This is a genomic window from Chryseobacterium sp. HNCC26DJ239, assembly GCF_057180445.1.
In genome coordinates this window covers 87694-111446 of sequence record NZ_JBXUGJ010000005.1, presented here as the reverse complement: position 1 = coordinate 111446, position 23753 = coordinate 87694, and the positions used below count along the sequence as shown (strand labels likewise).

General features: G+C 35.3%; 23 protein-coding genes. 22 read left to right on the top strand and 1 reads right to left on the bottom strand.

From position 1 onward, the window contains the following. The 5 genes from AC2A1D_RS12115 (at position 1) to AC2A1D_RS12095 (ending at position 6156) form a co-directional block, all read left to right on the top strand. Positions 1-1773, top strand: a complete 1773-nt coding sequence (locus tag AC2A1D_RS12115; protein WP_484043907.1) for an endonuclease — start codon at positions 1-3, stop codon at positions 1771-1773. Between the two features lie 62 nt (positions 1774-1835). Continuing rightward, entirely contained in the window at positions 1836-2576 is a 741-nt protein-coding gene (locus AC2A1D_RS12110; RefSeq protein ID WP_484043906.1) for a shikimate dehydrogenase family protein, read from the top strand. A 75-nt stretch (positions 2577-2651) separates the two neighbouring features. Continuing rightward, positions 2652-4445, top strand: a complete 1794-nt coding sequence (locus AC2A1D_RS12105; RefSeq protein ID WP_484043905.1) for a DUF349 domain-containing protein — start codon at positions 2652-2654, stop codon at positions 4443-4445. Positions 4446-4509: 64 nt separating this feature from the next. Then, complete coding sequence (gene ribD / locus AC2A1D_RS12100) at positions 4510-5535, top strand: bifunctional diaminohydroxyphosphoribosylaminopyrimidine deaminase/5-amino-6-(5-phosphoribosylamino)uracil reductase RibD (protein WP_484043904.1); 1026 nt, start codon at positions 4510-4512, stop codon at positions 5533-5535. A 15-nt stretch (positions 5536-5550) separates the two neighbouring features. Then, entirely contained in the window at positions 5551-6156 is a 606-nt protein-coding gene (locus AC2A1D_RS12095) for an IMPACT family protein (protein ID WP_484043903.1), read from the top strand. 6 nt (positions 6157-6162) lie between these two features. Here AC2A1D_RS12095 and AC2A1D_RS12090 read toward each other — a convergent pair whose 3' ends face one another. Next, positions 6163-6852, bottom strand: a complete 690-nt coding sequence (locus AC2A1D_RS12090; RefSeq protein ID WP_484043902.1) for a zinc metallopeptidase — start codon at positions 6850-6852, stop codon at positions 6163-6165. Between the two features lie 109 nt (positions 6853-6961). On the opposite strand from AC2A1D_RS12090, the gene AC2A1D_RS12085 reads away from it, so the two are divergent. The 17 genes from AC2A1D_RS12085 (at position 6962) to AC2A1D_RS12005 (ending at position 23671) form a co-directional block, all read left to right on the top strand. Next, positions 6962-8092 (top strand): GNAT family N-acetyltransferase, encoded by a 1131-nt coding sequence (locus tag AC2A1D_RS12085; protein WP_484043901.1) that lies wholly within the window; start codon positions 6962-6964, stop codon positions 8090-8092. Between the two features lie 330 nt (positions 8093-8422). Then, positions 8423-8794 (top strand): NADH-quinone oxidoreductase subunit A, encoded by a 372-nt coding sequence (locus tag AC2A1D_RS12080; RefSeq protein WP_484043900.1) that lies wholly within the window; start codon positions 8423-8425, stop codon positions 8792-8794. A 99-nt stretch (positions 8795-8893) separates the two neighbouring features. Continuing rightward, positions 8894-9454, top strand: coding sequence for an NADH-quinone oxidoreductase subunit B (locus AC2A1D_RS12075; RefSeq protein WP_484043899.1), 561 nt, complete (start codon positions 8894-8896; stop codon positions 9452-9454). Between the two features lie 60 nt (positions 9455-9514). Then, positions 9515-10009, top strand: coding sequence for an NADH-quinone oxidoreductase subunit C (locus AC2A1D_RS12070; protein WP_484043898.1), 495 nt, complete (start codon positions 9515-9517; stop codon positions 10007-10009). A gap of 68 nt (positions 10010-10077) precedes the next feature. Continuing rightward, entirely contained in the window at positions 10078-11301 is a 1224-nt protein-coding gene (locus AC2A1D_RS12065) for an NADH-quinone oxidoreductase subunit D (RefSeq protein ID WP_484043897.1), read from the top strand. A 139-nt stretch (positions 11302-11440) separates the two neighbouring features. Next, positions 11441-11950 (top strand): NADH-quinone oxidoreductase subunit NuoE family protein, encoded by a 510-nt coding sequence (locus tag AC2A1D_RS12060; protein WP_484043896.1) that lies wholly within the window; start codon positions 11441-11443, stop codon positions 11948-11950. A 77-nt stretch (positions 11951-12027) separates the two neighbouring features. Then, positions 12028-13386, top strand: a complete 1359-nt coding sequence (gene nuoF, locus AC2A1D_RS12055; RefSeq protein ID WP_484043895.1) for an NADH-quinone oxidoreductase subunit NuoF — start codon at positions 12028-12030, stop codon at positions 13384-13386. A 7-nt stretch (positions 13387-13393) separates the two neighbouring features. After that, a complete protein-coding gene (locus AC2A1D_RS12050; RefSeq protein WP_484043894.1) occupies positions 13394-14224 on the top strand; it encodes a hypothetical protein in 831 nt (276 codons plus the stop codon). Positions 14225-14246: 22 nt separating this feature from the next. After that, positions 14247-15245, top strand: coding sequence for an NADH-quinone oxidoreductase subunit G (locus AC2A1D_RS12045; protein ID WP_484043893.1), 999 nt, complete (start codon positions 14247-14249; stop codon positions 15243-15245). 89 nt (positions 15246-15334) lie between these two features. Then, positions 15335-16396: an NADH-quinone oxidoreductase subunit NuoH gene (nuoH, locus tag AC2A1D_RS12040; protein WP_484043892.1), complete on the top strand. Its 1062-nt coding sequence runs from the start codon at positions 15335-15337 to the stop codon at positions 16394-16396. Positions 16397-16473: 77 nt separating this feature from the next. Then, a complete protein-coding gene (locus AC2A1D_RS12035) occupies positions 16474-17028 on the top strand; it encodes a NuoI/complex I 23 kDa subunit family protein (RefSeq protein ID WP_484043891.1) in 555 nt (184 codons plus the stop codon). Beyond that, positions 17028-17525: an NADH-quinone oxidoreductase subunit J family protein gene (locus AC2A1D_RS12030; RefSeq protein WP_484043890.1), complete on the top strand. Its 498-nt coding sequence runs from the start codon at positions 17028-17030 to the stop codon at positions 17523-17525. The genes AC2A1D_RS12035 and AC2A1D_RS12030 overlap by 1 nt, the downstream gene beginning before the upstream one ends. 4 nt (positions 17526-17529) lie before the next feature. Continuing rightward, positions 17530-17859 (top strand): NADH-quinone oxidoreductase subunit NuoK, encoded by a 330-nt coding sequence (nuoK, locus tag AC2A1D_RS12025; RefSeq protein ID WP_484043889.1) that lies wholly within the window; start codon positions 17530-17532, stop codon positions 17857-17859. Positions 17860-17862: 3 nt separating this feature from the next. Next, the gene (gene nuoL / locus AC2A1D_RS12020; RefSeq protein WP_484043888.1) at positions 17863-19776 is read left to right on the top strand and encodes an NADH-quinone oxidoreductase subunit L; all 1914 of its coding nucleotides are present in this window, start codon (positions 17863-17865) and stop codon (positions 19774-19776) included. 2 nt (positions 19777-19778) lie between these two features. After that, positions 19779-21272, top strand: coding sequence for a complex I subunit 4 family protein (locus AC2A1D_RS12015; RefSeq protein WP_484043887.1), 1494 nt, complete (start codon positions 19779-19781; stop codon positions 21270-21272). 129 nt (positions 21273-21401) lie between these two features. Then, positions 21402-22793: an NADH-quinone oxidoreductase subunit N gene (locus AC2A1D_RS12010; protein ID WP_484043886.1), complete on the top strand. Its 1392-nt coding sequence runs from the start codon at positions 21402-21404 to the stop codon at positions 22791-22793. A 227-nt stretch (positions 22794-23020) separates the two neighbouring features. Continuing rightward, positions 23021-23671 carry a hypothetical protein gene (locus tag AC2A1D_RS12005; RefSeq protein WP_484043885.1) on the top strand — a complete coding sequence of 217 codons (651 nt, stop codon included), beginning with the start codon at positions 23021-23023 and terminating at the stop codon, positions 23669-23671. Positions 23672-23753 lie beyond the last annotated feature (82 nt).

Below are 23753 nucleotides of genomic sequence, written 5' to 3'. Positions count from 1 at the left end.
ATGAAGCGATTTATATCTTTTTTAGCCTTTAGCTTTGTTGTAATTTTCGCAAATGCACAGGCTCCTGCAGGCTATTACGACTCTGCAAATGGTCTTACGGGAGCTACCCTTAAGACGGCACTTAAAAACATTATAACAACTGGCCATACTCCAGGAAGTTACAGCGATCTTTGGATTGCCTACCAAACTACTGATCGTGATTATTATTACGAGAACGACGGAACAATTCTCGACATTTACTCAGAAAAACCTACAACTTCAGATCCTTACAATTTCAATATTGGAACAAACCAATGTGGTAGTTATAACTCTGAAGGCGACTGCTATAATAGAGAACATATTGTACCTCAAAGTTTATTTAATGATGCTTTACCGATGGTTTCTGATGTACATTTCATTAGAGCAACCGATGGATATGTAAACAACATAAGAAGCAATTATCCTTTTGGTGTTGTAGGAACAGCCAATTACACATCACAAAACGGTTCTAAAAGAGGAACTTCAGCCTCTACAGGATATACAGGAACAGTTTTTGAACCTATTGATGCTTTCAAAGGAGATGTAGCAAGAATGATCTTCTATTTCGTAACAAGGTACGAATCACAACTTTCTACTTTTACATCAGGTGATATGCTTGGTTCTTCAGCTTATCCTGGACTTCAAACGTGGGAGTTGAATCAGCTTTTAATTTGGCACAACGCAGACCCCGTTTCTGCTGCAGAAATTGCAAGAAACAATGCTTCTTACACGTTTCAGGGAAACAGAAATCCTTTTATCGATAATCCTACCTATGCAAATGCAATATGGGGAACTCCTACTACAGATACACAAGCTCCAACCGCGCCTACAAACCTTGCTTCAACAGGAGCAACAAGCAACTCAGTTTCTTTAAGTTGGACAGCTTCTACAGATAATATTGGCGTAACTGGGTACAACGTTTATGTAAATGGAACACTGTATACAACTGTTACAGGAACAACTGCTACGGTTTCTGGTCTTACAGCCTCTACAACCTACACATTCTATGTAATTGCGAAAGATGCTGCAAATAATCTTTCTTCACAAAGCAATACCGTTACGGAAACTACAACCGCTGTTTCTTCAGGAGGAAGCTGTGGAACAGAAACTTTTGAGACAATTCCTGCAAATGATTCTCAATACACCACAAGAACTTGGACAAACAATGGTATTACTTGGACAGCAACTGCAGCAAGAACCGACCAAACCATCAACGGAAGAGCGATTATGGTAAGAACCGGAAACTTAACCAGCTCAACCATTGCCAATGGCGTTGGAAGCTTAACACTTACCTCTCAATTGAAATTCAGTGATAGTCCAGGAAATTTAACTGTTCAGGTTAATGGAAACACCGTTGGAACAATTCCTTACAGCTCTACAGCACAAACTACCACTATTAGTAATATTAATGTTTCTGGAAACGCAATCATCTCAATTGTAAACACAACTTCTAACAGAGTTGCAATGGACGATTTAACTTGGACTTGCACAGCTTCATTAAGTACTAATGATGTTGTAGAAACAAAAGACGACTATCAAATATATCCAAATCCGGTAAAAAATAATTTAGTTTTCATTAAAGGTGAAAATCTAGAGCAAATAAAAACGGCAGAAATTTACAATTTGAACGGAGTAAGAGTAAAAAAAATCAACAAGCCATTCGTTCATTCAAACTATTTAGAAGTAAGAGAACTTGAAAAAGGAGTTTACATTCTAAAAACAGATAAATTTACCACGAAATTTATTATTGAGTAATATCACTAATTTTAATATCCAAAAGACCGACATTTGTTCGGTCTTTTTTTTAATTTTGAAGTATGGAAACCAAAAAAAAACTGGGACTTATCGGGCGTAATATTTCGTATTCTTTTTCAAAGAAGTACTTTGAGAATAAATTCCAGAAATTGATGCTCAACACGCATTCGTATGATATTTTTGATTTACAGAATTTAGAAGATGTTCAAAATATTTTCTCCGATCCTGAACTTTTAGGTTTCAATGTTACTATTCCTTATAAAGAAAAAATCATCGATTTTCTTGATGAATTAAGTGATGAAGCTGAAAAAATTGGAGCTGTAAACTGCGTAAAGATTGAAAATGGAATTAAAACAGGGTATAACACAGATGCCACGGGTTTTGAAAAAACTTTAATGCTTCATTTAAAACCTTACCATCAATCTGCAATCATTTTAGGAAACGGAGGTGCGGCAAAAGCGGTAAAATATGTTTTAGACAAACATCAAATTAAAAATATTACTGTGGCAAGAAGCTCAGGAGAATTTAATTTTGATACTATTGATTCTGAAACCGTTAAAAATCATCAACTTATTATTCAAACCACTCCTGTTGGAACTTTCCCCAACACCGAAGATTGTTTGAAATTTCCATTTGAAGCACTTTCAGAACAACATCTTATTATTGATCTGATTTACAACCCAAACTACACAAAATTCATCCTAAAAGCTGCCGAAAAAGGCGCAAAAACAACCAACGGCTATTATATGCTTGAGCAACAAGCAGAAAAAGCATGGGAAATTTGGAATAATCAAAAAAAATAGCATAAATTAGTACTCTGTTATGCTTTTTTCATTAATTTAAAAGATTATAACTCCCAAACACATAAAAGATTTGCTATGACTACAGAAAATAACTTTTCTGAAAACGAAGAAAAGAAAATCCAGGAAAACCAGGAAGAGGTAATTACCACTTCTGAAAAGGAAGAGAGCCATCACCATGATGATTCTGAACACGACGTACACGAGCATGAAGAAATTAATCTTCAGGACGCACTGAAAGAGATGGAAAACATCATCAATAGTGCGCACGCAGGCGAACAGTACAAAAGGTTCAACTTTCTGAAAGAAAAAGCAAATCACCACATTCATGACGAGGTTGAAGATAAAAAACACGAATTTACTGATGCAGGAAATGCACCAGAAAATTTCAGCTATCACCACCCTTCTCAATCTAGATTTACAGCTTTAGTAAATATTTTTAGAGAAAAACATGATGAGTTCCAAAAGCATCAAGACGAAGAACAACAAAAAAATCTTCAGCACAGACAGGAAATCATTGAAAGGTTAAAAAATCTTTACACCACTTCAGAACCGGGAGTAAATCTCTTTAAATCGATTAGAGAAATTAAAGAACACTGGTCTAAAGCAGGGCAAGTTGCTAAATCTGAATTTAAGATTTTAAACAATAATTATTTCCATCATCTGAACCAGTTTTATCAGATGTTAGATCTAAATAAAGAATATCTTGAGCAGGAATACGCTCATAATCTTGAAAAAAGACAGCATATTATTGACCGCGCTAAAGAACTGGAAAACGAACCTGTAATTCAAAAAGCACTTAACGAGCTTCAATATCTTCATAAACTTTGGAAAGAAGAAGCAGAACCAGTTGCAGAAGAATTCCGTGAAAAAACTTGGGAAGAATTTAAAGATATCTCAAACAAAATTCACGAAAGAAAATCTGAACTTTCTGCTGCCATCGACGCTGAGCAAACTGCTAATCTTGAGAAAAAAAACAACATTATTGCAGAAATTAAAAAACTTTCTCAGCCAACAGAAAACACCAACCACAATTATTGGCAAAATGCCATAAAAAGAGTGGAAGACCTTCGTACAGATTTCTTAAAAACAGGAAGCGTCCCAAGAAAACTTTCCAACCAGAACTGGAATGACTTCAAAACAACACTTAGAAGCTTCAACACTACTAAAAATACATATTACAAATCATTAAAAGGTTCGCAACAAACCAATCTTGAAGATAAACTGAAGCTTATTGCAACCGCTAAAGATAATATGAATAGCGAAGAATGGGATATTACCGTACCTCTATTCAAAAAACTTCAGGACGACTGGAAAAAAATAGGACACGTACCCAAAAGCATGACCAATAAAATCTGGGACGAGTTTCGTGATGCATGCAACACCTTCTTCAACAATTACAGAGAAAAAAGTAATGTTTCTACCGATAACTGGAAAGAAAACTATAAAAACAAAAAAGCTCTTCTAGAAGAACTAAAAACAGTTTCTGATGAAGAAGGAAGTGTAGAAAAGATTGAAGCCATCAAAACCGCATGGAACAACATTGGAAAAGTTCCTAGAGATAAAATCTCTATCAACTCTGAATTTAATAAGGCACTGAGAGAAAAACTGAAACTCAACAAAATTAATGAACTTGAGCTTAAAGAAGAAGGCCTTTCTGAAAATCAGCTTACAGATAAAGCAAGAAAAATTAAAACACAAATTTCTGAACTTGAAGCTGAAATAGTAAAACTTGAAAACAACCTTGCTTTCTTTAACAAACCATCGAGAGAAAACCCTCTCCTTAGAGAAACTTACAATACAATAGATGACAAAAAAGCGCATCTTGAAACGCTGAAACAAAATCTGCACAGTATAATAAGTGGAGAATAAAAATTAAAAAAAACTTGATACAGGCGGAGCAAAGAAATTTGACTTCGCCTTTTTACTTTACATAATGAATCACGAATTCTATATCAGAAGATGCATTGAGCTTGCCAAAAAAGCTTTAGGCAAAACCTACCCCAATCCTATGGTGGGAAGTGTAATTGTGCACAACGGAAAAATTATCGGTGAAGGTTACCATCAAAAAGCGGGAGAACCACACGCCGAAATTAACGCCATTAATTCTGTGGAAAATAAAGATTTGCTTAAAGAATCTACAATTTACGTTTCGCTAGAACCGTGCGCTCATTACGGAAAAACACCGCCATGCGCTCTGAAAATTGTAGAAACAGGTTTCAAAAAAGTAGTTATTGGCGCGATGGATTCTCATGATAAAGTAAATGGAAAAGGTAAAAAAATCATTCAAGATGCGGGAATTGAAGTTGTTTCTGGTGTTTTGGAAGAAGAATGTATTACTTTAAACAAAAGATTCTTTACCTACCACGAAAAAAACAGACCTTATATTATCCTAAAATGGGCAGAATCTGCAGATCGTTTTATGGATAAAGATTTCCAGCCAACGCAAATCAGTAATAGTCTTACAAAACAATTTGTACATCAATTAAGAAGTAATGAACATTCCATTTTAATTGGAACGATGACTGCTCTTCGAGACAACCCTAGTTTAACGACTAGAGAAGTGAAAGGAAGAAATCCGATTAGAATTTTAATTGATATTGATTTGAAAGTTCCGCAAGACTATCATATTTTTAATAATGAAGCAGAAACTCTGGTTTTCAATTCTTTAAGAGATGATGAGAGCGAAAATGTAAAATTCATTAAAACCTCAAGAGAAAATTTCATTGAAAATTTATTGAAAAAACTTCACGAACGCCAAATTCAATCGGTAATTATCGAAGGTGGAAGTTTGGTTTTACAACAATTTATTGACGCTAATCTTTGGGACGAAAGCATCATTATTAAAAACAAAAACCTTTTCCTGGAAAACGGGACTAAAGCTCCAAAATTCGACAAAACATCTTTTAAAACAGAAGATTTCCGAGATAATACTATTGAGTTTTACCTCAATAAAAACTAAAATATTGCCCGATTAATGCTGCACGAATACAAAACCATTTCAAAACCTGTAGAAAACGTCCTTTTAAAAGAAAAAGGGAGCAAATTTATTGGTTTTGCCTTCCCTGTAAATAATGAAACTGAACTAAAATCAGCACTTGAAAAAATAAGAAGCGAACATCCGAAAGCAACGCATCATTGCTACGCTTTTAGAATGGGTTTAAATGGAGAAAATTATCGCGCAAACGACGACGGAGAGCCATCTGGAAGTGCGGGTTTACCAATTTACAATCAACTTTTAGCGAATGAAATTACGAATGTCTTAGTAATCTCTGTCCGATATTATGGTGGGACAAAACTTGGTGTTTCGGGATTGGTGAAAACCTATAAAGAATCTGCGAAAATCACCTTAGAAGAAGCCGAAATCATTACCAAAGAATTAGAGGCGGAAATCAACATTACTTTCAACTTCGACCAACAAAACGTTATTTTTACTTTGCTTTCAAAATTCGATGCTAAAATTTTAAATTTTGAGACTTTTGAGCAATGTACCATCAAAGCTTCATTAAAACTCGCTGAAAAAGAAAACATCTCAGAAAAACTTTCTGAGATGCAACATGTATCTTTTGAATTTGAAGATTAAACTTCATTAATCTCTTCTACCTCCCATTAACAAAGAAGCCCAGTATAAAAGCTGCGCTAGAGAACCAATTGCTGCAACAACGTAAGTTCTTGCCGCCCATTTCAAACTATCCTGTACACCGACATATTCTTCTGCTGTAACCGTTCCTGTATCTTTCAGCCATTTCATAGCTCTATTACTTGCGTCATACTCTACAGGAAGTGTCACAAAGGCAAATAATGTTGTTAACGCAAACATAATTACGCCAATGGTAAGAACTAATTTACTTCCGCTCATTGCCATCAAAACAAGACCTCCCATAATTACAAATTGCATTAAGTTTGAACTTATACTTACAACAGGTACAAGTTTAGATCTTAATTGTAACATAGAATATCCAACCGCATGTTGTACTGCGTGACCACATTCGTGCGCTGCAACGGCCGCAGCAGCTGCATTTCTTTGCATATATACCCCTTCTGATAAATTTACCGTTTTGTTCGCAGGATTATAATGGTCTGTTAACTGACCTGGAACAGAAACAACTTGCACATCATGTATTCCATTGTCTCGAAGCATTTTTTCAGCAACTTCTTTACCAGAAAGTCCGTTTCTAAGTCTTATCTGAGAATAATGCTCAAATTTTGATTTCAATCTTGAAGAAACCAACCAACTTACAAGCATCGTAACCAAGATAATTATATAATAACCAGTCATTTTTTTACTTAATATTTTAAACTAAAGTTAACAATATAACAAATAAAAATTGTGCCAAAGAATTATTCTTAATTAATTATCTTTGCCGATTATTACTTTTTTTGATGATATGTCTGAAATTATAATTGTTGAGGTAAAAAGTGCAAAGCAGCTAAAACAGTTTGTGAAATTCCCAATGGAACTTTACAAAGACAGCCCATTCTACGTTCCGTCTTTTATTAATGACGAGCTAAACATCTGGAAACCATCCGAAAACCCGGCTTTACAATACTCTGAAGCTAAACAATTCTTAGCCTTTAAAAACAATGATCTAGTGGGAAGAATTGCTGTAATGATTAACCACAAAGAAGCAAAAGAACTAGGAATTGAAAAAGTAAGATTTGGATGGATTGATTTTATTGATGATGACAAAGTGTCTAAAGCATTGCTAGATACTGCAATCTCTTACGCCAAAGAAAAAAACATTAATAAAGTTGAGGGACCAATGGGTTTTACCAATTTAGATAAAGCCGGAATGCTCACCATGGGATTCGACCGACTTGCCACCATGATTGGAATATATAACCACGAATACTATCCTAAACATTTAGAAAAATACGGTTTTACCAAAGAAAAAGAATGGGTAGAATTTGAAATTATCTTCCCGGAAGTTTTGCCAGAAAAGATTATAAAATTCAACCAATTAATTTCAGAAAAATACCAGCTTAAAGTCTTACAATTTCAAAATAAAGAAGAAATTTTACAGTATGTAGACCCAATGTTTGATCTGTTAGACGAAACTTATAAGCATCTATCTACCTACACACCGATTTCTGACGAACAGAGAACAACGTATAAAGAAAAGTATTTCAAACTAATTGATAAAGACTTTATTGTATGTATAACAGATTCTACAGGAAGTCTTATTTCTTTTGCAATTACAATGCCTTCTTATTCTAAAGCATTGCAAAAATCTAAAGGTAAACTCTTACCTTTCGGATGGTGGCATTTTTTACAGGCAGGAAGAAAAAACGATAGAGCCAATTTTTACTTAATCGGCATTCATCCAGATTATCAAAGACGCGGCGTAACCTCTATCATCTTTAAGGAAATCTATGATATTTTCAGAAAAAAAGGTGTTAAATACCTCGAAACCAACCCAGAATTAGAAGAAAACAAGAGCATACAACTTCTTTGGCAAGATTACGACCCAGTAAACCATAAAAGAAGAAAAACCTTCTCGTTTGAATTGAATTTTTAACCAAAAAATCTGAAAAGAAAACCTCATTACATTTATGAAACCACATCTTATTATCTTCGGAATATTGGTTTTTGGCTTTATCGGCTTCAATCTTTTCACTCCAGACCTCGACAGTAGAAACAGCACAATAATTAGCATAGCTTATGCAAGCGTATTATTTTTGTACATCTCTTTTATTGCATTTACTGTTCTAAAAAAAATGAGGAAATAGGTTATTTTTAATAATTCTAAATTATCTATTTTAGAAAAATAAAACTGACTTTTCTCATGATTAATTTCATGCTTTCTTGTTTATTGATTAAATTTGCATCTTGAGATAATAATGTAAAAATGAATTTACCGGAAAATTACATCCCAATCCTTATTCAAGCTGCAGTAGCTGTAGGATTTGTGGCAGTTTCACTACTTGGAGCACACTTTCTAGGCCCAAAACAAAAAAAAGGAAATTCTGTAAAAAACCAAAGCTGGGAATGTGGAGTACCTGTTGAAGGGAATGCAAGAACCCCGTTTTCAATTAAATACTTCCTTACAGCTGTACTTTTCGTACTTTTTGATATCGAAATCGTATTTTTCTATCCATATGCTGTAAACTTCAGAGAATTCGGAGTTGAAGGATTCATCGCTGTACTTACGTTTGTTGCTATTTTCTTTATGGCATTTTTCTACGTTTGGAAGCGCGGTGCATTAGATTGGGATAAATAAAAAAAATTATAAATTTTAAAATAAAAATTTTAGATGTTGATTTTGAATTTTTCGTGAATTTGAAATCTAAAATTTAAAATCTAAAATCAAATAAATAAAATGTCAGATAACAAACCAGTAATAAGAACAGACGCACCTGCTCCGGAAGGATTTGAAGGAGAAGGCTTTTTCGCAACGAAATTGAGCAGTGTGATTGGGATGGCAAGAAAATATTCTCTATGGCCTTTGCCTTTTGCAACCTCTTGTTGCGGTATTGAATTTATGGCTACGCTAAACCCTACTTACGATGCTTCTAGATTTGGAATGGAAAGAAACTCTTTCTCACCAAGACAAGCAGATATGTTGATGGTTTGTGGAACCATTTCAAAAAAATTAGGCCCGGTTTTAAAAGAAGTTTACACTCAAATGGCTGAACCAAAATGGGTTGTAGCTGTTGGAGCTTGTGCTTCTAGTGGAGGTATTTTCGATACTTATTCTGTTTTACAGGGTATTGATAAAATAATCCCGGTAGACGTTTACGTTCCTGGATGCCCGCCAAGGCCTGAGCAAATTATTGAAGGAGTAATGCAGGTACAAGCTTTAGCAGAAAGTGAAAGCATTAGAAGAAGAGACACTCCAGAATATCAGGCTTTGCTTGATTCTTACAATATTAGCAACTAAAAATTTTGTTTCAAGTTTTCAGTATTCGCTGAAACACCAACCTGAAACCTATAGATAGATATGACAAACGAATTTGTATTAGAAGCCATTTCAAGAGAATTTCCTGAATCTGTAATTAGCAGTTCAGAACCTTATGGAATGTTGACTTTGGAAGTAAAGAAGGAAGATATTAAGAAAATCATCCATTATCTTAGAGATTCATCTTTAGAAATTAATTTCCTTACAGATATTTGTGGAATCCATTACCCAGAATTTCCTGAAAAAGAAATTGGCGTAGTGTATCACCTTCACAATATGATGACTAACTTCAGAATTCGTCTGAAAATCTTTATGAGCAGAGAAAATATTGAAGTAGATTCTTTGGTAGAATTGTATGCCGGAGCCAACTGGATGGAAAGAGAAACTTTCGATTTCTACGGTATTAAATTTAAAGGACATCCTGATTTGAGAGCTATTCTGAATATGGAAGATCTAGGATATCATCCAATGTTAAAAGAATATCGCCTCGAAGACGGTACAAGAACCGATAAGAACGACCAGATGTTCGGAAGATAAAAAATATAAATGATTACTGATGATTGATTATTGATCAATTATCGTTTATCAATTATCAATTATATACTATGAAAGACAATTCATTATCTAATATACTTAACCAATACGAAAGCAAGGAACAAATTGACGGACAATTATATACCCTCAATTTAGGACCAACTCACCCTGCAACACACGGGATTTTCCAGAATATCTTAACGATGGATGGGGAAAGAATTCTTCACGCAGAGCAAACGGTTGGTTATATTCACAGAGCTTTCGAAAAGATTTCTGAAAGAAGAAATTTTGCTCAGATTACGACTCTTACAGACCGTATGAACTACTGTTCGGCGCCAATCAATAACCTTGGATGGCACATGACAGTTGAGAAACTTATCGGTGTAGAAGTTCCAAAACGTGTAGATTATATGCGTGTTATCTTAATGGAATTGGCAAGAATTGGTGATCACCTTATTTGTAATGGAGTAACAGGAATGGACTCTGGAGCAATTACTGGTCTTACCTACATGTTCATCGAAAGAGAGCGTATCTACGATATGTACGAGCAGATTTGTGGAGCGAGAATGACGACAAACATGGGTAGAATTGGTGGTTTTGAAAGAGATTTCACACCAAAATTCCATGAATTAATAAAAGATTTCTTAAAAACTTTCCCACCAAGATTCCAAGAGTTTTGTAATCTATTAGAAAGAAACAGAATCTTTATGGACAGAACCATCGGAGCAGGAGCAATTTCTGCAGAAAGAGCATTAAGCTATGGTTTCACAGGTCCAAATTTACGTGCAGCAGGAGTAGATTATGACGTGAGAATTGCACAACCATATTCTTCTTACCAAGATTTCGACTTTATTATTCCTGTAGGAAGTGCAGGAGACACTTACGACCGTTTCATGGTTCGTCAACAAGAAATCTGGGAATCAATCAAAATCATTAAACAAGCATACGAAAACCTTCCAGAAGGAGATTTCCACGCAGACGTTCCAGACTTTTATCTTCCAGAAAAAGCAGACGTTTACAAAAAAATGGAAGCGTTAATTTACCATTTCAAAATTGTAATGGGAGAAACTGATGTTCCTAAAGGTGAAGTGTACCACGCTGTAGAAGGTGGAAACGGAGAATTAGGATTCTATTTGGTAAGTGATGGCGGAAGAAGCCCTTACAGACTTCACTTCAGAAGACCTTGTTTTATCTACTACCAAGCTTATCCAGAAATGATTACAGGTTCTGTAATTTCTGATGCGATTGTAACCATGTGTAGTATGAATATTATTGCGGGAGAATTAGACGCATAATTGAAATTATAAATTTTAGATTATAAAGTTTAAATTAATCTAAAAGAATTATTCAAGATAAATTATAAAAAATGATAAGATTTTTAGCTTACGATTTTTTCATCTAAAATCTAGAATCTAAAATCTAAAATCTTTAAATATGAGCGAAACAATAGCTTTTAAACCGGAAAGTTTAGCACAGGTACACAAAATTATCGCAAGATATCCTGAAGGCAGACAAAAATCTGCATTGATTCCTGTTCTTCACTTGGCACAGAAAGAATTCGGAGGATGGTTAGACGTTCCTGTGATGGATTATGTTGCTGAATTATTGAGTATCAAGCCAATTGAAGTATATGAAGTTGCTACTTTTTATACCATGTTCAACATGAAACCTGTAGGAAAATATGTTCTAGAAGTTTGTAGAACAGGACCTTGTATGGTTTCTGGAAGTGAAAAAATATTAGACCACATCAGAACAAAACTAAACATTAAGGATGGGCAAACTACCGAAGACGGAATGTTTACCCTAAAACCTGCAGAATGTCTTGGTGCTTGTGGATACGCTCCTATGATGCAATTAGGAAAATTCTTTCACGAGAATTTAACCATAGAAAAAGTAGACGAAATCCTTGACCTTTGTAGAGAAGGACAGGTTGATTTAGGCTAAAAAAAATTTAAACTAATTAAAAAAGGCGCGCAGCAGATAGCCAAAAGCTAGAAGCCACACGCCAAAAGCATATAACAATGAGTAAAAAACTTTTACTTAAAAACGCACATATAGAAGGCATTCGCTACTTTGAAACTTACCGTAAAAACGGTGGTTACGAAGCTGCTGAAAAAGCCTTGAAAATGACACCAGACGAAATTCTTGAAGAAGTAAAAACCTCTGGTCTTCGTGGTCGTGGTGGAGCAGGATTCCCAACTGGGATGAAATGGAGCTTCTTGGCAAAACCAGAAGGCGTACCAAGACACTTGGTGGTAAATGCCGACGAATCTGAACCTGGAACTTTCAAAGACAGATATTTAATGGAGTTTCTTCCTCATTTATTAATTGAGGGAATGCTTATTTCGTCTTACTGTTTAGGTTCAAATGTTTCTTATATCTATATCCGTGGAGAATATTCTTGGATTCCGGATATTTTGGAAGAAGCTATTGAAGAAGCAAAAGCAGCAGGATTTTTAGGTAAAAATATTTTAGGAACAGGTTTCGATTGTGAAATTTATGTTCAAAGAGGTGGTGGAGCTTATATCTGCGGTGAAGAAACTGCATTGCTAGAATCTCTTGAAGGTAAAAGAGGAAACCCAAGACTAAAACCACCTTTCCCAGCTGTAAAAGGACTTTGGGAAAGACCAACCGTAGTAAACAACGTTGAATCTATTGCAGCAATTGTTCCAATTATAGAAATTACAGGTGCAGAATATGCTAAAATCGGAGTTGGAAGGTCTACAGGTACAAAATTAATCTCAGCTTGCGGAAACATCAACAAACCAGGAGTTTATGAAATCGACATGACCATTACGGTTGAAGAATTCATTTACTCTGATGAATATTGTGGCGGTATTAAAGACGGTAAAAAACTAAAAGCTTGTATCCCAGGAGGAAGCTCAGTTCCCATCGTTCCTGCCAATTTATTGTTGAAAACCGTAAACGGAGAACCAAGATATATGAACTATGAATCATTAGCAGATGGTGGTTTCGCTACCGGAACAATGATGGGTTCAGGAGGTTTCATCGTTTTGGATGAAGACCAATGTGTGGTAGAACATACCATGACTTTAGCGAGATTCTACAACCACGAATCTTGCGGACAATGTACTCCTTGCCGTGAAGGAACGGGTTGGATGTACAAGATTTTAAAGAAAATCGAGAAAGGAGAAGGTAAGATGGAAGACATCGATTTGCTTTGGGATATCCAGAGAAAAATTGAAGGAAATACAATCTGTCCATTAGGAGATGCAGCGGCTTGGCCAGTTGCAGCAGCTATTCGTCACTTCAGAGATGAGTTTGAATGGCACGTTAAAAACCCAGAATTATCACAAACCCAAAACTACGGATTGGCGCATTATGCAGATCCAATCCCTGCAGTTGAAAAAAACGCTTAAGTTTTAAATGAAGAAGTTGGTGGCTGTAAGTCTTATGTTGTCGAATTTAGTTTTTGGACAGGCTATTACAGAAGAAAAAAAAGAGGTTAATCCTTTTAAAAAAGGCTCTATGTTTGTCTTTTGGGGATGGAACAGAGCCGGATTTAGTAATTCTGATATCAGATTTAGAGGAGATGGCTACGATTTTACATTGAACAATGTTGTGGCACATGATAGACCTTCAGAATTGAGTATTGCATATATAGATCCAGGACAAATTTCTAAGCCGCAATTCAATTTTAGAGCATCTTATTTTATTAAAGATAATCTAGCGATTGTAGTAGGAACAGACCACATGAAGTATGTGATGGATCAGAATCAGACGGTAGATTTTAACGGAAATATCTCAGATCCAAAATATGCTGCAATGGTAAAGAATGGTCAGGTAAACTTAGCTGACGAACAATTCTTGACTTTTGAGCATACCGATGGTTTAAACTATGTAAACTTCGGAATTGAAAAATATAAAAACCTATTAGATAAAAAAGATTTTGATATCTATTGGGCATATGGAGCAGGAACCGGGATTTTATTTCCTAAAAGTAATGTGAAATTATTTGCAAACGAAAGAAGCGATAGATTTCATGTGGCAGGATTTGGCTTAGATGCGCGTACGAATATCAATTTTGTATTTTGGAAGCACATTATGGCAAGAGTAGAAGGAAAATTTGGCTATATTAACATGCCGGATATTAAAACCACTCTTAATAACAAACCTGATAAAGCCAGTCAGGATTTTGTATTCTACCAAATTAATTTTGGAATTGGATACACTTTTAATACTAAAAAAATTAAATAAAGCATTTGCTTAAAGTATAATTATGAGCGAAGAGGTTAAAAAATTTAAAATAACAATCGACGGACAAACTACTGAAGTTTTGCCTGGAACTTCTATTTTGGAAGCTGCTAGACAAATCGGTGGTAAATCTGTACCTCCTGCAATGTGCTACTACAGCAAACTGGAAACCAGTGGAGGAAGATGCAGAACTTGTCTTGTAGAAGTTTCTAAAGGGTCTGAAGCAGATCCTCGTCCAATGCCAAAATTGGTAGCAAGCTGCAGAACCAACGTGATGGACGGAATGGAAGTAAAAAATCTTACTTCTGAAAAAGCTCAGGAAGGTAGAAAAGCCGTTACCGAATTTTTATTGGTAAACCACCCTTTAGATTGCCCAATCTGCGACCAAGCAGGTGAATGCCATCTTCAAGATCTTGGTTACGAACACGGAAACCTTGAAACCAGAACTGAATTTGAAAGAAATACTTACGAAGCAGACGATTTAGGACCTCATATCAAATTGAATATGAACCGTTGTATTCTTTGCGCAAGATGTGTATTGGCTGCAAACCAATTAACTGGCGAAAGAGAACACGGAATCCTTTTCAGAGGAGATCACGCTGAAATTTCTACTTACTTAAACAAAGCTTTAGATAACGACTTCATCGGAAATGTAATCGACGTTTGTCCGGTTGGAGCTCTTACTGATAGAACTGCACGTTTTTCTAGCAGAGTTTGGTTTACAAAACCTATGAATGCTTCTTGCAAATGCGATAAATGTTCAGGAAAAGCTGTCGTTTGGATGAAAGGTGAAGAGATTGTAAGGGTTACTGCAAGAAAAGATCAATGGGGAGAAGTTGAAGAATTTATCTGTGATACTTGCCGTTTCGAAAGAAAAAACTTGAGCGATTGGAACATTGAAGGACCAAGACATATCGACAGACATTCGGTAATCTCTCTAAACCATTATGAAAAGCCAAAAGACGAGCTAAGAGTTTTAGACAATCCAATGGCAAAAGAGATTAGCGAAAAAGACGAAAAATAAAATTTGAAAATTTATTTAATTTGAAAATTTGAACATCAGGATTGCTTAAATCTCAAATTTCAAATCTCAAATTTCAAACAATATAAAAAATGGATTTAATTACATTTAAACTTATACTTGTATTAGCACTTTTCTTGCTTTCTTTAACGATTGCAGCCTACTCTACTTGGGCAGAAAGAAAAGTTGCAGCCATCATGCAAGATAGAATTGGCCCTAATAAGGCAGGACCTTTCGGTCTTCTTCAGCCGTTGGCAGATGGTGGTAAGTTTTTCTTTAAAGAAGATTTTACCCCGGCAAACGCAGAAAAATTCTTATTTATTTTAGGACCTTCCTTGGTAATGTTTATCTCGTTAATTACCGGAGCGGTAATTCCTTGGGGAAAAAGCTTGAACATTGGAGGAACTTCTTTCGACCTTCAGGTTGCCAACATCGATGTTGGTGTACTATATATTATCGGGATGGCTTCTATCGGAGTTTACGGTATTATGATTGGAGGTTGGGCTTCAAACAACAAGTATTCATTATTAGGAGCTATTAGAGCATCATCTCAGATGATTTCTTACGAATTAGCAATGGGATTGGCTTTGCTTTCAATTGTAATGATGACGGGAAGTTTAGATTTAAAAATGATTTCCGAAACTCAGGCAACAGGTAAACTTTGGGGTTTAATTGAGCTTGATGGAATGAACTGGAACATCTTCTACCAACCTATCGCATTCTTGGTATTCATTGTAGCTGCGCTTGCAGAAACCAACAGACACCCTTTCGATTTACCTGAATGTGAATCTGAATTGGTTACAGGATATTCTACAGAATATTCTTCAATGAAGCTAGGTCTTTACATGTTTGGTGAGTATGTGAATATGTTTATCTCTAATGCATTCATGGTAGTTCTATTCTTCGGTGGATACAACTATCCAGGAATTGAATGGGTTACTCAAAACTGGGGTGAAAACACTGCAGGAATCTTGAGTATCGTTGCATTCTTAACAAAAACAATAATCGGTATCTTAATCTTTATGTGGATCAGATGGACGCTTCCAAGATTCAGATACGACCAATTGATGCACTTAGGATGGAAAACTTTAATCCCACTTGCATTAGTAAACCTAATGGTAACCGGAGCTGTAATTTTAGCTTTTGGAAACTAATTAAATTGAAAATTAATTAAGATAACAGACAAGATTAGTCTAAAATCTATCGTCTAACATCTAACATCAATAATTAAATGAAACTTACGAACAGATCTAAAGTTGTTTCAAACAAAGAAATGACTCTTGCTGAGAAAATCTACCTTCCTGCTATTTTTAAAGGAATGGGGATTACTTTAAAGCACGCAGTAAGAAATATTGTAAAAGGTCCGCCAGTTTATCCTTACCCTGAAGTAGATAAACCAAGAGCGCAAATCTGGAGAGGTCATCACGTTTTGAAAAGAGACGAAGAAGGCAGAGAAAGATGTACAGCTTGCGGTCTTTGTGCCGTAGCCTGTCCTGCTGAAGCCATTACAATGACTGCTGCAGAAAGAACCAAAGAAGAAAAGCACCTTTACAGAGAAGAAAAATACGCCGAAGTATATGAAATTAATATGTTGAGATGTATTTTCTGCGGAATGTGCGAAGAGGCTTGTCCTAAATCTGCGATTTATCTTACAGACAGATTGGTAGATGTAGAAACAAACAGAGGATCGTTCATCTACGGTAAAGATAAATTGGTAGAAAAGATAAATGAAAGGATTGATATTACCCCTAGACAATCCGAGAAACAAAAAAATGCTGTAAAATAATGGATCAGTTTTTATTTTTCCTGGTAGCGTTTCTGGCGGTAGCAAGTGCTGTATATTTTGTATTTGCTAAAAACCCTTTATACGCGATCCTTTCGCTCATCGTAACCATGTTTTCTATCGCTGGAATGTATGTTTTGCTTAATGCGCAATTCTTGGCAATTATTCAGGTAATTGTATACGCCGGTGCAATCATGGTACTTTTCCTTTATATCTTAATGATGCTAAACCTTAATAAGGAAGACGAAAGTAAGAAGTCTAATACTTTAAAATTTGTTGGAGTTTTTACAGCGGGTCTTCTTTTAATTGGTATTTTAGGACTTTTCAGAGGTATTGAACAAAAGCACGTAGTTGTTGCCAATGTAGATAAAGGTGTAGGTCTTACAAAAAACTTGGGAAGATTATTATTCAACGAATATGTTTTGCCGTTTGAGCTTGCTTCCATCCTAATTTTGGCTGGTATTGTAGGTGCGGTATTAATCGGTAAAAAAGATTTATAAAATTATGGGAGACGTAAATACATTTATGCAAAGCATTCCCTTAGAATACTTCATTGCACTTTGCTCTGTGCTTTTTTGCCTAGGTGTTTTAGGAGTATTGCTAAGAAAAAATGCAATTGTAATGCTAGGTTGTGTAGAGCTTATGCTAAATTCTGTAAACCTTTTACTGGCTGCATTCTCGGCATATAACGGAAATGGAGACGGGCAACTTTTGGTATTCTTTATCATGGTTGTAGCTGCTGCTGAAGTAGCGGTAGGTCTTGCAATTATTGCGATGTTATATCGTAACACCCGTTCTGTAGACGTAAGTATATTTAATAAATTAAGAGGATAAAGAATGGAAAATTTAGTGTATGCAATAGTACTTTTACCTCTTATAGGGTTTCTCATCAACGGGCTTTTTGGGAAGAATCTTCCTAAAATTGTAGTTGGTTCTTTAGCGACAGCAATGGTTTTTGTACCATTCTGTATCGCGGTAAGTCTTTTTTTAAATTTTGATTCAGAAAGTCAGCCTGTAATCGTAAAGGCTTTCGAATGGTTCAGAGTAAACGGAGTTCAGATTAATTTCGGATTCCAGATTGATCAACTATCTTTAATGATGGTAATGATTATTACTGGGATTGGATCTTTAATTCACCTCTACTCTATTGGTTATATGAGCCACGATAAAGGTTTCTATAAGTTTTTTACTTATCTAAATCTCTTCATCTTCTCTATGCTACTTTTAGTTATGGGAAGCAACTACCTTATCTTATTCATCGGATGGGAAGGTGTAGGTCTTTGTTCTTATCTATTGATTGGTTTCTGGTATACTAATGAAGAATATGGTAAAGTGGCAAGAAAAGCTTTCATCATGAACAGAATTGGTGACCTTGCTTTATTGATTGGTATTTTTATGATTGCTTCGCAAACGAACGCAGTAGATTATCTTTCGGTAAAACAAAACGCAGGAATGTTTGAACTAGATAGCCCAATCATTATCTTCATCACAGCGAGTTTATTTATTGGAGCAACCGGAAAATCGGCACAGGTTCCTTTATACACTTGGCTTCCTGATGCGATGGCGGGACCAACTCCAGTTTCAGCGCTAATTCACGCAGCAACGATGGTTACAGCAGGTATTTATTTGGTAGTAAGATCAAACTTCTTATTTACTTTAGCACCAACTGTACAAGGAGGTATTTTATTTATCGGATTCTTAACAGCAGCATTGGCTGGTTTCTATGCTCTTCGTCAAAACGACATCAAAAAAGTATTGGCATATTCTACAGTTTCTCAACTTGGGTTTATGTTTATTGCTTTAGGATTGGGAGCTTATACTACAGCAATGTTCCACGTAATGACACATGCTTTCTTTAAAGCTTTGTTGTTCTTAGGAGCAGGATCTGTAATTCACGCCATGAGCAACGAGCAAGATATGCGTTTCATGGGAGGTTTAAAGAAATACATTCCTCTTACCCACGCTACTTTCTTAATCGGAACTTTAGCAATTTCAGGATTCCCTTTACTTTCAGGGATGATTTCTAAAGACGAAATTTTGGTTGCAGCATTTGCTAAGAACCCTGTGTATTGGGTAATCTTATTTGTTTTAGCAGCGATGACGGCAACGTATATGTTCAGATTGTATTATCTTACATTCCACGGAGAGTTTAGAGGTACTGAAGAGCAAAAACATCATTTACACGAAAGTCCGCTTAATATGACTTTACCATTAATCGTATTGGCTGCACTTTCAGTTTTAGGTGGTTTCATCAACCTTCCACACTTCATTGGTCATGGTCATTATGCTAAATTAATGGAATGGCTAAAACCTGTACTTACAGAAGAAAGCTTCAAGCACATGGAAGCCACTTTATCTGGAGTTCCTTTTGGTACTGAAATGATTCTTTTGGGATTAACAGTTGCGATGTTCTTTAGTGTTTGGTTTATCGTGAAAAACGTTTACGTAAACAAGAAAAAACAAGCACTTCCGGAGGAGCAATATACAGGATGGGAAAAGCTTTCAGCTAAAAAACTATATGTAGACGAAATTTACAATGCTTTAATTGTAAAAACTGTTGAAGGTCTTGGCCGCGGCGGAAAAATGTTTGATAAAGGTATTCTTGATCGTTTTGTAAACTTTGTAGGTGAAGGCGCTGAAGACAGCGGTAGATCTATGAAGCGAGTACAGAACGGAAATGTAGAAACGTACATTCTGATCATGTCTTTAGCTGTGGGAATTATATTGATTGTTAACTTTATATTACAATAATAATGTCTTATTTACTATTAACATTATTACTTTTACCTCTTGTAGGTTCGGGATTGATCTTTGCATGGAAAAGTGCTTCAAGTAAATATGTAGCATTGGCAATTGCCTTGGTACAAATGCTTCTTACCTTCTACGCTGTATCAGATTTTGATTATAGCGCTACGGTAGATAGCAAACTTCAGTACGAGATCACATATCCTTGGTCGCAATTTATTAAAAGTACTTTACACTTTGGAATTGACGGAATGAGTATGTTGCTTTTGCTTCTTACCAACATTCTTACACCAATTATTATTTTATCTTCGTTTAATGAAAATGTAAGCTACAGAAATACTTTCTATGCGCTTATTTTGATGATGCAATTTGGTCTTGTAGGAGTATTTACTTCTCTAGATGGCTTGTTATTCTACATTTTTTGGGAGGTAACGTTAATTCCTATTTGGTTTATTGCAGCACTTTGGGGGCAAGAAAACAAAAGATTCGAATTCACAACAAAATTCTTTGTTTATACTTTCGTAGGGTCATTATTTATGCTTGCAGGAATTATTTATGTTGGAATTCACTCGGCATCTTTTGCTCTTACCGATTTATATAATGCTAACTTAGGAGAAACTCAACAAATTGTTGTGTTCTGGATGATTTTCTTTGCTTTTGCGGTTAAACTTCCGGTATTTCCTTTCCATACTTGGCAACCGGATACGTACACATATTCGCCAACGCAAGGCTCAATGCTTTTATCAGGTATTATGCTTAAAATGGCGATTTACGGTGTAATGCGTTATCTATTACCTATCACACCTTCTGCAATCTTCGGAATCAGTGGTCAGATTGTAATTATTTTAGCAATTGTAGGGATTGTACACGGTGCATTAATTGCGATTATCCAAACGGATATGAAGAGAATTATCGCTTATTCATCATTCTCTCACGTAGGTTTGATGGTAGCAGGTATTTTTGCTTCAGCAGTAGTTACATTAAATGGAACATTCACAGTAGAAGGAGCTGAAGGAGCTCTGGTACAAACTTTTGCTCACGGTATCAACGTTGCTGGTCTTTTCTTTTGCTGTGATATTTTATACAAAAGATTTAAATCTAGAGACATCAGACAAATGGGAGGTTTAGCAAGAGTAGCTCCTAAATTTGCGATTCTTTTCCTTATTGTAATTTTAGGTTCAATGGGGGTTCCATTAACGAATGGTTTCATTGGAGAATTTATCTTGATTAAATCAATTTTCAGCTTTAATGTTTTAGCATGTATCATTGCAGGTCTTACAGTAATTCTTTGTGCTGTTTACTTGCTAAGATTCTACGGAAAAGCAATGTTTGGTAAAGGTGATGATGCGGTTTTAGCTACTGCAAAAGACCTTTCTGCAGTTGAGTTTTCAGTATTGGCTAGTATTGCTGTATTTGTAATCGTGTTGGGTATTTTCCCTCAACCGGTTATTGATATGGTAGGAAGTTCTGTGAGATTTATCTACACAGCCATGATTAGCTAAAAGATAAAAAGAGTATAAGAAATAAAAAATTAAGAAGGAAGAAGAAAGTACAGGTTTAAATGATTTAGGAAGCAATTTCACCATCTAGACTTTATACTTACTACAACTTTCAAATCTCAAAAATAAATTATGAGTGTTTTAATTATTGTTTTCCTAACGGCCGTTGCTGCTTTGTTTTCAGGAGTTTTTGAAAAAGGAAAATTAGCAAGATACATCGGTATTCTAGGGCTTATTATTGCGCTGGTTGTAAGTTTTATGCCACAGGCAGAATTCTTCAATCAATACAAAACAATGTATAACTATAGCGTGAATGCTGCTTTATTTACCAAAATATCATTGGTAATAACATTATTACTTTTCTTCTTGGGAGGTTTTGCTTTCAGCAATCACAGAAGCCACCAATCTGAATTGTATGCTTTAATGCTTTTCGCACTTTGCGGAGGTATTACCCTTTTCGGATTCCAGAATTTGGTAACATTGTTTATCGGTATTGAAATTCTATCTATCCCATTATACGTAATGGCAGGAGCGAATAAAACTGATCTTAGATCCAACGAAGCTTCGATTAAGTATTTCCTTATGGGAGCATTTGCAACAGGTTTCTTACTTTTCGGTGTTGCTTTAATCTACGGAAGTGTTGGAAGTTTTGATTTAATGAATATTCAGGATTTCAGTATTGCGCATCCTACAAACATTATGTTTATCATTGGGGTAATTATGATGCTTTGTGCGATGTCTTTCAAAGTAGCTTTAGCACCGTTCCACATGTGGAGCCCAGATGTATATTATGGTTCACCTTCTTTAATCACTGCTTTTATGGCAAGTGTTGTAAAGATTTCAGGGTTCTTTGCTTTATTTAAAATGATGAGCATTGGCTTTGTTGGAGTAACTGAAGAGTGGATTAACATTTTAGGCGTGTTCATCATCATTACTTTACTTTTGGCAAACGTAATGGGTCTTGCACAAACCAATGCAAAAAGAATGTTGGCGTATTCATCAGTTTCGCACGCAGGTTATATCGGTTTGGTATTCTTCGGGATGAATGCTTTATCTACATACACGTTAGCTTTCTATTTATTTGCGTATTCTTTAGCAACGGTAGGAGTTTTCATGTGTCTAATTTATGTTGAGAAAATCAAAAGAGAGGCTTCTTACGAAGCGTTCAAAGGATTGGCAAAATCTGAGCCTTTATTGGCAGTAGTAACTACGGTTTCTCTACTTTCAATGGCGGGTATTCCATTAACAGCAGGTTTCATGGGGAAATTTGGACTGTTTGCACAGGCTTTAGGGAACGATCATAATGTCTTTATTGTATTGGTAGCAGTTTTAGGTTCGGCAATATCAATTGCTTATTATTTAAGATTAATTATCGCCATGTTCTTCTTTAAAGAAACTACTTTCAAAACAACAGAAAAAGCAACACTTACGTACAATATTGTAGCCGTATTTGTTATCGCTTCTCTAATTATCTTGGGGGTTTTCCCAGATTTGTTTGCTAAAGTTTTCGCTTTTGTAGGATAAGAAAATAAACGATTCAAAATATAAAAGATGCAGTCTTAAGATTGCATCTTTTTTTTGGTTTAAACGTGTTCTTTTTTAGATTGTACTCCTCCGGAGTTCTGTTTTCATATAAACTTTTCTATACCCTATTTTTAGCAATTTTCATAAGTTTATATTTATTCTTTAATGAGAAATTAGAATACTTTCAAAAACAAAAAGCTGTATATTTATCACTTAAATTTATGACCATGACAATAAAATCCATGTTTTTAGCATTTATACTAATGCTTTCTACCTCTAAACTATTTTCTCAGACTACAGAAGGGCAAATTTCTTATAAAATAGAAATTACCGGAGACTCTCCCGAAATGGCAAATGCAGCAACCATGTTACAGGGATCCTTAATGGAGTTGTATTTCATAAAAGATAAAACAGCAGTGGAGATGAAAATGGGAGAAATGATGAAAATGAAGACCTCTATTGATGCAAAACTAAATAAAGGCATCATTTTGATGGAAGTGATGGGAAACAAAATTGCGACCAAAATTGATGATGTAAAAAACAATGAAGAAAGCCAAAAAGACGAGATTGTTGCAACTGCCGAAACCAAAACCATCTTAGGGTTTAACTGCAAAAAATACATTAAAAAAAATGAACAAGGGAAAACTTTAATAATTTGGACTACAAAAGATATCGTTACCAATTTGGTAGGACAACAACAGTTTGTAAAAGCTGATCTCGGTATACCATTAGAGTTTTCTACCAGTGATGATGGCATGACGATGAATTTTACAGCAACATCTTTTACTAAAAAAGTAGATCCATCCATCTTCAAAATAGATGTTCCGGAAGGTTACAATATTATGACCGAAGAAGAACTGAAACAAATGGGCGGATAAGAAAATAAATGTACAATGCAGTCTTTTAGATTGCATTTTTTTATTTATATCATGATGTGAAAATAAAAAGACTGCTTTTTCA

Coding starts and splice junctions, on each gene's coding strand:
- AC2A1D_RS12115 (WP_484043907.1), top strand. CDS start 1: ATGAAGCGATTTATATCTTTTTTAGCCTTTAGCTTTGTTGTAATTTTC.
- AC2A1D_RS12110 (WP_484043906.1), top strand. CDS start 1,836: ATGGAAACCAAAAAAAAACTGGGACTTATCGGGCGTAATATTTCGTAT.
- AC2A1D_RS12105 (WP_484043905.1), top strand. CDS start 2,652: ATGACTACAGAAAATAACTTTTCTGAAAACGAAGAAAAGAAAATCCAG.
- ribD (WP_484043904.1), top strand. CDS start 4,510: ATGAATCACGAATTCTATATCAGAAGATGCATTGAGCTTGCCAAAAAA.
- AC2A1D_RS12095 (WP_484043903.1), top strand. CDS start 5,551: ATGCTGCACGAATACAAAACCATTTCAAAACCTGTAGAAAACGTCCTT.
- AC2A1D_RS12090 (WP_484043902.1), bottom strand. CDS start 6,852: ATGACTGGTTATTATATAATTATCTTGGTTACGATGCTTGTAAGTTGG.
- AC2A1D_RS12085 (WP_484043901.1), top strand. CDS start 6,962: ATGTCTGAAATTATAATTGTTGAGGTAAAAAGTGCAAAGCAGCTAAAA.
- AC2A1D_RS12080 (WP_484043900.1), top strand. CDS start 8,423: ATGAATTTACCGGAAAATTACATCCCAATCCTTATTCAAGCTGCAGTA.
- AC2A1D_RS12075 (WP_484043899.1), top strand. CDS start 8,894: ATGTCAGATAACAAACCAGTAATAAGAACAGACGCACCTGCTCCGGAA.
- AC2A1D_RS12070 (WP_484043898.1), top strand. CDS start 9,515: ATGACAAACGAATTTGTATTAGAAGCCATTTCAAGAGAATTTCCTGAA.
- AC2A1D_RS12065 (WP_484043897.1), top strand. CDS start 10,078: ATGAAAGACAATTCATTATCTAATATACTTAACCAATACGAAAGCAAG.
- AC2A1D_RS12060 (WP_484043896.1), top strand. CDS start 11,441: ATGAGCGAAACAATAGCTTTTAAACCGGAAAGTTTAGCACAGGTACAC.
- nuoF (WP_484043895.1), top strand. CDS start 12,028: ATGAGTAAAAAACTTTTACTTAAAAACGCACATATAGAAGGCATTCGC.
- AC2A1D_RS12050 (WP_484043894.1), top strand. CDS start 13,394: ATGAAGAAGTTGGTGGCTGTAAGTCTTATGTTGTCGAATTTAGTTTTT.
- AC2A1D_RS12045 (WP_484043893.1), top strand. CDS start 14,247: ATGAGCGAAGAGGTTAAAAAATTTAAAATAACAATCGACGGACAAACT.
- nuoH (WP_484043892.1), top strand. CDS start 15,335: ATGGATTTAATTACATTTAAACTTATACTTGTATTAGCACTTTTCTTG.
- AC2A1D_RS12035 (WP_484043891.1), top strand. CDS start 16,474: ATGAAACTTACGAACAGATCTAAAGTTGTTTCAAACAAAGAAATGACT.
- AC2A1D_RS12030 (WP_484043890.1), top strand. CDS start 17,028: ATGGATCAGTTTTTATTTTTCCTGGTAGCGTTTCTGGCGGTAGCAAGT.
- nuoK (WP_484043889.1), top strand. CDS start 17,530: ATGGGAGACGTAAATACATTTATGCAAAGCATTCCCTTAGAATACTTC.
- nuoL (WP_484043888.1), top strand. CDS start 17,863: ATGGAAAATTTAGTGTATGCAATAGTACTTTTACCTCTTATAGGGTTT.
- AC2A1D_RS12015 (WP_484043887.1), top strand. CDS start 19,779: ATGTCTTATTTACTATTAACATTATTACTTTTACCTCTTGTAGGTTCG.
- AC2A1D_RS12010 (WP_484043886.1), top strand. CDS start 21,402: ATGAGTGTTTTAATTATTGTTTTCCTAACGGCCGTTGCTGCTTTGTTT.
- AC2A1D_RS12005 (WP_484043885.1), top strand. CDS start 23,021: ATGACAATAAAATCCATGTTTTTAGCATTTATACTAATGCTTTCTACC.